Source organism: Actinokineospora spheciospongiae (genome assembly GCF_000564855.1).
Taxonomy (GTDB): domain Bacteria; phylum Actinomycetota; class Actinomycetes; order Mycobacteriales; family Pseudonocardiaceae; genus Actinokineospora; species Actinokineospora spheciospongiae.
Map to the genome: position 1 here is coordinate 1 of NZ_AYXG01000098.1, position 10,170 is coordinate 10,170.

7 protein-coding genes are annotated in these 10,170 nt (G+C 71.2%); 6 read left to right on the top strand and 1 reads right to left on the bottom strand.

From position 1 onward, the window contains the following. Positions 1-163: 163 nt before the first annotated feature. Positions 164-649: a VOC family protein gene (locus UO65_RS13285; protein WP_035282334.1), complete on the bottom strand. Its 486-nt coding sequence runs from the start codon at positions 647-649 to the stop codon at positions 164-166. Positions 650-740: 91 nt separating this feature from the next. Here UO65_RS13285 and mtrA point away from each other — a divergent pair, with 91 nt between their 5' ends. The 6 genes from mtrA (at position 741) to secA (ending at position 9,932) form a co-directional block, all read left to right on the top strand. Beyond that, a complete protein-coding gene (mtrA, locus tag UO65_RS13290) occupies positions 741-1,418 on the top strand; it encodes an MtrAB system response regulator MtrA (RefSeq protein WP_035282349.1) in 678 nt (225 codons plus the stop codon). After that, on the top strand, positions 1,415-3,094 hold the full coding sequence (gene mtrB, locus UO65_RS13295) for an MtrAB system histidine kinase MtrB (RefSeq protein ID WP_052021138.1): 1,680 nt from the start codon (positions 1,415-1,417) through the stop codon (positions 3,092-3,094). Before mtrA ends, mtrB begins: the two co-directional genes overlap by 4 nt. Next, positions 3,091-4,812: an LpqB family beta-propeller domain-containing protein gene (locus tag UO65_RS13300; protein WP_035282337.1), complete on the top strand. Its 1,722-nt coding sequence runs from the start codon at positions 3,091-3,093 to the stop codon at positions 4,810-4,812. Before mtrB ends, UO65_RS13300 begins: the two co-directional genes overlap by 4 nt. A 72-nt stretch (positions 4,813-4,884) precedes the next feature. Beyond that, complete coding sequence (locus UO65_RS13305; RefSeq protein WP_035282340.1) at positions 4,885-5,535, top strand: ComF family protein; 651 nt, start codon at positions 4,885-4,887, stop codon at positions 5,533-5,535. A 522-nt stretch (positions 5,536-6,057) separates the two neighbouring features. Then, a complete protein-coding gene (gene hpf / locus UO65_RS13310; protein WP_035282343.1) occupies positions 6,058-6,726 on the top strand; it encodes a ribosome hibernation-promoting factor, HPF/YfiA family in 669 nt (222 codons plus the stop codon). A gap of 236 nt (positions 6,727-6,962) precedes the next feature. Then, on the top strand, positions 6,963-9,932 hold the full coding sequence (gene secA / locus UO65_RS13315; RefSeq protein WP_035282346.1) for a preprotein translocase subunit SecA: 2,970 nt from the start codon (positions 6,963-6,965) through the stop codon (positions 9,930-9,932). The last annotated feature ends 238 nt before the right edge of the window (positions 9,933-10,170 follow it).

Consider the following 10,170-nt stretch of genomic DNA (forward strand, 5'->3'; position numbering starts at 1 on the left):
CCCGCCCACGCAGACCCCGCCCACGCAGACCCCGCCCACGCAGACCCCGCCCACCCGGGGGCTGACCGCCCTTTTCAGCGTATCGGCCCCTGAGCAGCCAAAACAACACCCACCGCCAGCCTGTGGATCACCAACGGGGGATGTGGACAACCCAACCGAACCCCTACAGCGCCCCCACCACGTCCGCCCCCCACCGCGAGATCTCCGCGTCGATGTCCAGCGCCCGAGGCGCCCCCGCCGCCGCCATGTCCGCGGTGACCCGCTCCCGCGGCACGAACCACGACACCTCGAACTCGACCCCGTCCGGGTCCTTCGCGTACAGCGACTTCGACACCCCGTGGTCCGAAGCCCCGACCAGCGACCCGGCGGCGGTCAGCACCCTGGCGAACTCGGCCAGTTCCGGCAGCGTCCGCACCGACCAGGCCAGGTGGTACAGCCCGACCTGCCCGGCCACCGGTCCGACCGCGTCCGCCCCGACCCGGAACAGCCCCAGGTCGTGGTCGTTGTCGGAGTCCGCCGCGCGCAGGAACGCCGCCTGCCCGGGGAACTCGGTCACGACGCGGAAGCCGAGCAGGTCGCGGTAGAAGGCCACTGACCGGTCGACGTCGCGGACGTACAGCACGGCGTGGTTGAGCCTGCGGATGCCCATCGGGTGCTCCCCTCAAAGTGGTTCAAAATTCAACAGTACCTGATCGGGGGGACGCGCACGCACGGAGCGTGCACAGTGCGACGATGTGACCATGAAGGCACGTGTGCTGGTAGTGGACGACGACCCGGCTCTGGCCGAGATGCTGACCATCGTGCTCCGCGGCGAGGGGTTCGACACCGCCGTGGTGGCCGACGGGTCGCGCGCTCTACCCGCGCTGCGGGAGCTGAAACCCGACCTGGTGCTGCTGGACCTGATGCTGCCCGGGATGAACGGGATCGACGTCTGCAAGGCCATCCGCGGCGAGTCCGGCGTGCCGATCGTCATGCTCACGGCCAAGAGCGACACCGTCGACATCGTGCTGGGCCTGGAGTCCGGCGCCGACGACTACGTGGTCAAGCCGTTCAAGCCCAAGGAGCTGGTCGCCAGGGTGCGGGCCAGGCTGCGCCGCACCGAGAACGAGCCCGCCGAGACCCTCGGCATCGGCGACCTCACCATCGACGTCCCCGGGCACGAGGTGACCCGCGACGGCCGGGCCATCCAGCTCACCCCGCTGGAGTTCGACCTCCTGGTCGCCCTGGCCCGCAAGCCGCGCCAGGTGTTCACCCGCGAGGTGCTGCTCGAACAGGTCTGGGGCTACCGGCACGCCGCCGACACCCGCCTGGTCAACGTGCACGTGCAGCGCCTGCGGTCCAAGGTCGAGCGCGACCCGGAGCACCCGGAGGTCGTGCTGACCGTCCGCGGCGTCGGGTACAAGGCGGGCCCGCCGTGACCGGGGCGGGCCGGGTGGCCGCACTCCTCACCCGGCTCGCCGCCGCCCTCGGCCGCCTCGTCGCCGCGGGGCGGCGGCGGTCGGTCGTGTTCAGCGAACTCTGGCGCCGCTCGCTGCAGTTGCGCGTCGTCGTCAGCACCCTCGCGCTCGGTTCCGCCGTGGTGTTCGTGCTGGGCATCGTGCTGCAGAACCAGATCACCGACCAGCTCCTGGGCACCAAGGAAGAAGCCGCGATCCAGCAGACCAGGGCCGCGGTCGGGATCGCCGAGCGCGAGCTGCTCGGCACCAGCGAGGACTCCGAGGTCCTGCGCAACCGGCTGACCAGCGCCCGCAACCGGCTGACCAGCTCGTCGCCGGACAGCTCCGCGGGCGCCTTCGAACCGGTGCTGGTCAACGACGCCCCCAACATGTCCCGCGACCAGGTCAGCTACGCGGGCGACTACGACGCGGTGCCGCAGTCGCTGCGTGAGTTCGTGCTCCGGCCGACCGGGCCCACCGCCACCCAGATCCACACCGTGGAGCGGCCCAGCGGGCCGATCACCTACCTGATCGTCGGCACCCCGATCAACAACGCGGGCAGCAGCCGGTTGCAGATGCAGCTCTACATGCTCTACCCGCTGACCGCCGAGCAGACGACGATCAGCGCCGAGCAGAACACCCTGCTCGTCGGCGGTCTGGTGCTGTTGCTGCTGCTGGCGGGCATCACCAACCTGGTCACCCGGCAGGTGGTGCTGCCGGTGCGCCGCGCCGCCCGGGCCGCCGAGCGGTTCGCCGACGGCGAGCTGGACGAGCGGATGGTGGTCGCGGGCGAGGACGACGTGGCCCGGCTGGCCCAGTCCTACAACGAGATGGCCGAGAGCATCCAGCGCCAGATCCGGCAGCTCGAGGAGTTCGGCCAGCTCCAGCGCCGGTTCACCTCCGACGTCTCGCACGAGCTGCGCACCCCGCTGACCACCGTCCGGATGGCCGCCGACGTGCTGCACGCCTCCCGCGCGCAGTTCCCGGCCGGGCTGTCGCGCTCCACCGAGCTGCTGGTCGACGAGCTGGACCGGTTCGAGTCGCTGCTCGGCGACCTGCTGGAGATCTCCCGGCTGGACGCGGGCGTGGAGGAACTGGTCTCCGAGTACGCCGACCTGCGCGCCATCGCCCGCCGCGCGGTGGAGTCGGTGCGGGTCATCGCGCGCAACGCGGGCAGCGAGATCGTGCTCGACCTGCCCGAGGAGGAGGCCACCGCGGAGGTCGAGTCGCGCCGGGTGGAGCGGATCGTCCGCAACCTGCTGGCCAACGCGATCGACCACGGCGAGGGCAGGCCGGTCGAGCTGCGGATGGCGCTGGGCCCCGACGCGGTGGCGGTCACCGTCCGCGACCACGGCGTGGGCCTGCGCACGGGGGAGGCGGAGCTGGTGTTCAACCGGTTCTGGCGGGCCGACCCGTCGCGCAACCGGCACACCGGCGGCACCGGCCTCGGCCTGGCGATCAGCCTGGAGGACGCCCGGCTGCACGGCGGCGGCCTGGACGCCTGGGGCGAGCCGGGCCAGGGCGCGTGCTTCCGGCTCACGCTGCCCCGACTGCAGGACGTCGAGTATGGGGAGAGCCCGCTGCCGCTCCCGCCGGAGGACGCCCACCCGGCAGAGGAAGCGCAGCCGGAGCAGGTCCCGGAGGAGGTCCACCCGTGAACACGTCGACCCGGGTGCTGGTGGTGCTGCTCGTGCTCGCCTGCGCGGCGGGGTGCGCGAACATCCCGGAGAGCACACCGCCCCGCTTCGTCACGGAGCTGCCGCAGGTGGCGTCGCGGGTGGTGGACAACCCGTCGCCGGGGCTGAACCCGTACGGGCTCGTCGGTGAGTTCGTGACCAAGACCGGTTCGTCCGACGCCGCGCGCGCCTACCTCACCCCCGAGGCGGACGCGGTGTGGTCGGGCACCAGCGACCGGGTCATCATCGAGGACAAGCCCAAGACGCTGCCGCAGTCGGTGCCGGAGGGCGACCGGGTCAACGAGCAGGTCGTCATCCTCACCGGCAGGCAGATCGGCAGGCTGGACCCGCGCCAGGCGTTCTTCGCCTCGGTGCAGCCGGTCGAGTTCCAGTTCAAGGTGGCCCGCCAGGCCGACGGGCAGTGGCGCATCTCCGAGGCGCCGGACTTCGCGCTGATCACCGAGTCCGCGTTCGTCGCCTCCTACCGCCGGGTGAACCTGGTGTTCTTCGACCCGGGGGAGAAGGTGCTCGTCCCGGACCTGCGCTTCATGGCCGCCGAACCGCGCGACAACCTGGAGCGGCGGGTGGTGGAGCTGCTGCTCAAGGGCCCGTCCGACGGCCTCAAGGGCGCCGTGGTGAGCCCGCTCGACGGCGTCGTCCTGCGCACGAACGTGGTGACCGACTCCGACGGCGCGATAAAGATCAACTTCGCCTCGGTGGAGAAGACGACGGAGGAGCGCGGCAAGATGGCGGTCCAGGTGGTCACCACGCTCAGCGAGGTGACCACGAGCCCGATCCGCCTGCTCAGCGACGACCGGGCGCTGGTCGCCACCAAGCAGGACTGGCGCGCCAGCGACATCACCCCATACGAGAACCTGACCACCTCCAAGCCGGACCTGCTCGGCCTCGCCGTGACCGGCGGCAGGCTGGTCTCCCTGCGCGACGGCAAGCCGATCGACGGTCCCGCGGGCTCGGGCGCCTACGACGTCGTCACCGCCGCCCAGTCCCTCGACGGCAGCGCGCTGGCGGTCGTGCAGCGCACCGGCTCGGGGGTGCGGCTGCGCGTCGGCAAGGTCGACGGCGACCTCCCCGAGGTCGGCCTGTCCCAGACCGCCACCCTGACCAGGCCCACCTGGCTGCTCAGCCCCGGCGAGGGCATCGCCCCCAACGAGGTCTGGACGGTCCAGGACGGCACCGTCGTCACCCGGGTCGTGCGCACCGTCGAGGGCACGTGGGTGGGCTTCCCGGTCGACGCCACCGAGCTGACCCGCGACGGCCCCATCACCCAGCTACGCCTGTCCCGCGACGGTGTCCGGGTCGCCGCCGTGGTCAACGGGCAGGTCCGGGTGGCCTCGGTGGTCCGCGCCAACGACGCGGTGGCCATCCGCTCGCCGCTGACCCTGCAGGCGGGCGTGGTCAAGCAGGTCGTCGGCCTCGACTGGCTCGACCGGCAGACCCTCATCGCCGTCACCGAGCAGCCGTCGCTCCCGGTGGCCAGCCTCCCGATCGACGGCTTCTCGCTGACGCAGTTCAACAGCGCCAACCTCACCCTGCCGGTCACCGCCGTCACCGCCGCGCCCAGCCGCTCCACCCTGGTGATGGACAGCCTGGGCCTGTGGTCGACGCAGGAGGCGAACAAGGTCTGGCTGACCCACCAGCACGGCCAGCCCCCCGGCTCGATCCCCTTCTACCCGGGCTGACAGTATTTTCGCAGGTCAAAGGCCTGTGGATGGTTTCCCCCGCGAATCGGTGATCCGCGCCATCCTCTTCCCATGACCTCCAACGCCGCCCCGGGCCTCGACGCCGTCCTGGACCTGCTCCTCCCGCGCCGCTGCGCGGGCTGCTCCCGCCCCGGCACCCCGTGGTGCCCCGACTGCGCGCCCTGCTTCGCCGCGCCGTTCCCCGTCCACCGCCCGGGGCTGCCGCCCGGCCTCCCGGTCTTCGCCGTGGGCGCCTACCGGGGCGCGGCCCGCAAGGCCGTGCTGGCGGCCAAGGAGCGGGGGAGGAGGGACCTGCTGGCGGTCCTGGCCGCCGCGCTGGCCGCGGCGCTGCACCGGCTGTTCCCCGGTCCACTGTGGTTGGTCCCGGCCCCCTCCCGCGCCGCCGCGAGCAGGCGCCGCGGCGGTCCACACATGACCGCGATCGCCGAGCGGGTGGCCCGGCTGCACCCGGCCCGGGTGGCCCACCCGCTCCGCCTCACCCGCGGCGCCCGCGACTCGGTGGGGCTCAGCGCCGCGGACCGCGCCGAGAACCTGCGCGGGCACCTGACCGTCCTCCCGGGAGCGCTGCCGCCCCCGCGCGCCCCGGTCGTCCTCCTCGACGACGTGATCACCACCGGGGCCGCCGCGGCGGCGTGCACCCGGGCGCTGCGGGGGGCGGGCACCCGGGTGCGCGCGGTGCTCGCCTGCACCGCGGCCGGGTGATCGGGTTCCCGCATGGCGGGATGGCGCCTACACCGATCAGGTGAACAGCGTGGGAACCCCCGGGCGTTCCGGGCCGTTGGCCAGGTATGCGGCTCAGCACGGAGCACGTCGGTCGGGGTGACGGCAGCCCGAGCGTCCGGTTCGGACGCTGGTACACCGTCGCACGGTCACATGTGCTGAGCCATCAGGGTGAAACGCTGCCCGCCCGAACGAGGGTCCCGCGGGGTTCAAACCTGTTTTTCGTGGTTTATCCGTCGCGCCCAGTGAAATCCCCTCCCCGACAGAGGACCCCTGTCCCGGGGGCTGTTGCGAAGCGCCGCGCGGGGCTAACGTGCTGCGCTATCACCGTTTCCGGACGGTGCGAGGAGGTGAGTGGCCCATGACCCTGGCGTCGGTGGCGCGCTGACCACGTGGAGATCGTCTTCGCAGGTCACGCCCTGTGCTGGACTTGGAATCCAGACCATCCCGGCGCTGAGAAGTATCAGCGGAGCCAACACTCGCAAGCCGCGAGGGAGGTCGTGTATGGACATCGTGGTCAAGGGCCGTAACGTCGAGGTGCCCGAGCACTACCGGGTACACGTGGAGGACAAGCTGTCCCGTCTGGAGCGCTACGACCGCAAGGTCATCCGCTTCGACGTCGAGCTGTTCCATGAACCGAACCGCAGGCAGTCCAAGAACTGCCAGCGCGTCGAGATCACCGGCAAGGGCAAGGGCCCGGCCGTGCGCGCCGAGGCCTGCGCGGGCGACTTCTACGCCGCGCTGGACCTGGCCGTCGCCAAGCTGGAGAACCGACTCCGCCGCCTGCACGACCGCAGGCGCGTGCACCACGGGCGCCGCAGCCCCGCCTCCGTCGCCGAGGCCACCTCCGGCACGGTCGAGGCCCTCACCGAGGAGATCAACGGCAGCGGCCAGGTCAACGGCAGGCGCACCGCCCTGCTCGACGCGCCGGAGCACCCGGGCGCCGTCGACCTGCCCGAGCAGCCGAGCTGGGACGACGTGCCCGACAACCTGCCCGGCAACGTCGTGCGGGAGAAGGAGCACCCGGCCAAGCCGATGAGCGTCGACCAGGCCCTCTACGAGATGGAACTGGTCGGCCACGACTTCTACCTGTTCTCCGACGTCGACTCCGGCCTGCCCAGCGTCGTCTACCGGCGGCGGGCCTTCGACTACGGCGTGATCAGGCTCGTCTGAGCGACCCCCTCCGACCAGCGCGCCAGACCGGTGCCCCGGGCCGACCGCCCGGGGCACCGGCGCGCCCAGGAACCGATCGGGACACCCACGCGTTGACCCCCTGATGGTGGCGGCCCGGGTACCCTGCCCCGCACCGCCGACGTGCGTCGGTGCGCGCGGGGCGGCGGGTTGCCTACGATGGCCAACAAGAGCGCCCCGCACGGGTGCACGACTATCAGCTAGCGAGGTCGACTCCGATGGTGCTGTCCCGAATTCTGCGCGCGGGCGAGGGCAAGATGCTCAAGCGACTGCGCAATATCGCAGAGCACATCGAAACCCTGGAGGACGACCTCCTCGATCTCTCCGACGATGAGCTGCGCGCCAAGACCGACGAGTTCAAGCTGCGCTACCGGGGCGAGTACGTCGACGCCGACGGGCGCGAGCACGACGCCGAGACCCTCGACGACCTCCTGCCGGAGGCCTTCGCGGTGGTCCGCGAGGCGGCCAAGCGGGTGCTCAACCAGCGCCCGTTCCGGGTCCAGCTCATGGGTGGCGCGGCCCTGCACCTCGGCCAGGTCGCCGAGATGAAGACCGGTGAGGGCAAGACCCTGACCTGCGTGCTGCCCGCCTACCTCAACGCCCTCGCTGGCGAGGGCGTGCACGTCGTCACCACCAACGACTACCTCGCCCGCCGCGACGCCGAGTGGATGGGCCGGGTGCACCGCTTCCTCGGCCTCAAGGTCGGCGCGATCCTGTCGGAGATGACCCCGGCCGAGCGCCGCGAGGCCTACCTCTGCGACATCACCTACGGCACGAACAACGAGTTCGGCTTCGACTACCTGCGCGACAACATGGCCTGGAGCCTGGACGACATGGTCCAGCGCGGGCACTTCTTCGCCATCGTCGACGAGGTCGACTCCATCCTGATCGACGAGGCCCGCACCCCGCTGATCATCTCCGGCCCGGCCGACCAGTCCTCGCGCTGGTACCAGGAGTTCGCCCGGCTGATGCCCATGATGAAGGGCATCGACACCACGACCATGAGCACGCAGGACCGCACCACCAAGGCCGCCGAGATCGAGTCGAAGTACCACTACGAGATCGACGTGCGCAAGCGCACCGTGGCGGTCACCGACCAGGGCGTCCGGTTCGTCGAGGACCAGCTCGGCATCGACAACCTCTACGAGGCCGCGAACACCCCGCTGGTCGGCTACCTGAACAACGCGCTCAAGGCCAAGGAGCTCTACACCAAGGACAAGGACTACATCGTCCGCGACGGCGAGGTCCTCATCGTCGACGAGTTCACCGGCCGCATCCTGGCCGGGCGCCGCTACAACGAGGGCATGCACCAGGCGATCGAGGCCAAGGAGAAGGTCGAGATCAAGGCCGAGAACCAGACGCTGGCCACGATCACCCTGCAGAACTACTTCCGCCTCTACGACCGGCTCTGCGGCATGACCGGCACCGCCGAGACCGAGGCGGCGGAGTTCCACACCACCTACAAGCTCGGCGTGACCCCCATCCCGACCAACCGGGACATGGTCCGCATCGACCAGCCCGACCTGATCTACAAGACCGAGCAGGCCAAGTTCCTCGCCGTCGCCGAGGACATCGCCGAGCGGCACGAGAAGGGCCAGCCGGTGCTGGTCGGCACCACCAGCGTCGAGCGGTCGGAGTACCTGTCGAAGCTGCTGGTCAAGATGGGCATCCCGCACAACGTGCTGAACGCGAAGTTCCACGAGAAGGAATCCATGATCATCGCCCAGGCCGGCCACCGGGGCGCGGTCACGGTGTCGACGAACATGGCCGGTCGCGGTACCGACATCGCCCTGGGCGGCAACCCCGAGCACATCGCCGAGGAGCGGCTGCGGGCCAAGGGCCTGGACCCGCTGGAGACCCCGGAGGAGTGGCGCGCGGCCCTGCCGGACGCGCTGGCCCAGGCCAACGACGAGGTCGCCGCGGAGAAGGACGAGGTCCGCGCCGCGGGCGGGCTCTACGTGCTGGGCACCGAGCGGCACGAGTCGCGCCGCATCGACAACCAGCTGCGCGGCCGCTCCGGCCGCCAGGGCGACCCGGGCGAGTCCCGGTTCTACCTGTCGCTGGGCGACGAGCTGATGCGCCGGTTCAACGCGGGCATGGTCGAGCGGGTCATGGACACCCTCAAGGTCCCCGAGGACCAGCCGATCGAGGCCAAGATGGTCACCCGGGCGATCAAGAGCGCGCAGACCCAGGTCGAGCAGCAGAACTTCGAGATCCGCAAGAACGTCCTCAAGTACGACGAGGTCATGAACAAGCAGCGCAAGGTGATCTACGCCGAGCGCGAGCGGGTGCTGCGCGGCGAGGACCTGCGCGAGCAGATCGAGCACATGATCGTCGATGTGGTCACCGCCTACGTCAACGGCGCCACCGCCGAGGGCTACGCCGAGGACTGGGACCACCAGAAGCTGTGGTCGGCGCTCAAGGCCCTCTACCCGGTGTCGGTCAAGTGGGAAACCCTGGTCGAGCGGGCCGAGGAGGACGGCGCCGAACTCGACCACGAGTACCTCCTGGCCGCCCTGGTCAAGGACGCCACCGACGCCTACGCCGCCCGCGAGGCCGAGATCGACGGCCGCGTCGGCGAGGGCGCCATGCGCGAACTGGAGCGCCGGGTCATGCTCTCGGTCCTCGACCGCAAGTGGCGCGAGCACCTCTACGAGATGGACTACCTCAAGGAGGGCATCGGCCTGCGCGCGATGGCCCAGCGCGACCCGCTGATCGAGTACCAGCGCGAGGGCTTCGAGATGTTCCACGTCATGCTCGACGCCCTCAAGGAGGAGTCGGTCGGCTTCCTGTTCAACCTCCAGGTCGAGCAGGCCGAACCCGAACCCCAGCAGGTCCAGTTGGCCGCCACCCCGGCCGCCGTGCCCACCGTCGACCCGGCCGCCAAGGCCCGCCAGGCCGAACTCCAGGCCCGCCAGGCCCGCGCCGCCGAGGCCCAGCAGCGCGCCCAGGCCGAGCAGGCCGCCGCGGGCACGGCCACCGAGAAACTGCCCCCCGCACTGCGCGGCAAGGGCCTCGACGGCCCGGCCACCCAACAGCTCAACTACTCCGGCCCCACCGAATCCGGCGGCGTCGAATCCCGCAAGGAGAACACCGACGACGAAGCGGGCGGCAGCGGCTCCCGCCGCGAGCGCCGCCAGGCCGCCCGCGACCAGGCCAAGAAGGGCCGCCGCGGCCCCCGCCGCTGAGCACCCCCGACCGAGGAGTGGCGCGTCCGGCTCAGCTGGACGCGCCACTCCTGTTTTGCGCAGGTCTTCCCGGCGATGCAGTCTGAGCGCCCGGGTGGCCCGATGGGGCTCTTGGTGGGCCGCGTATTACAGCCCGGTTTTGTTGGAGCGCCGGGTGGGGGATGTGCTCGGCCGTGCCGCTGTTCAAAGCCCGGTCGTTTGTCGTGGGTGCCCGGCTGGGTGGATGTGTTTGGCCGGG

Bases quoted from the DNA above. Each gene is read 5' to 3' on its own strand.
- UO65_RS13285 (WP_035282334.1), bottom strand. From the start codon at position 649: ATGGGCATCCGCAGGCTCAACCACGCCGTGCTGTACGTCCGCGACGTC.
- secA (WP_035282346.1), top strand. From the start codon at position 6,963: ATGGTGCTGTCCCGAATTCTGCGCGCGGGCGAGGGCAAGATGCTCAAG.
- UO65_RS13305 (WP_035282340.1), top strand. From the start codon at position 4,885: ATGACCTCCAACGCCGCCCCGGGCCTCGACGCCGTCCTGGACCTGCTC.
- hpf (WP_035282343.1), top strand. From the start codon at position 6,058: ATGGACATCGTGGTCAAGGGCCGTAACGTCGAGGTGCCCGAGCACTAC.
- mtrA (WP_035282349.1), top strand. From the start codon at position 741: ATGAAGGCACGTGTGCTGGTAGTGGACGACGACCCGGCTCTGGCCGAG.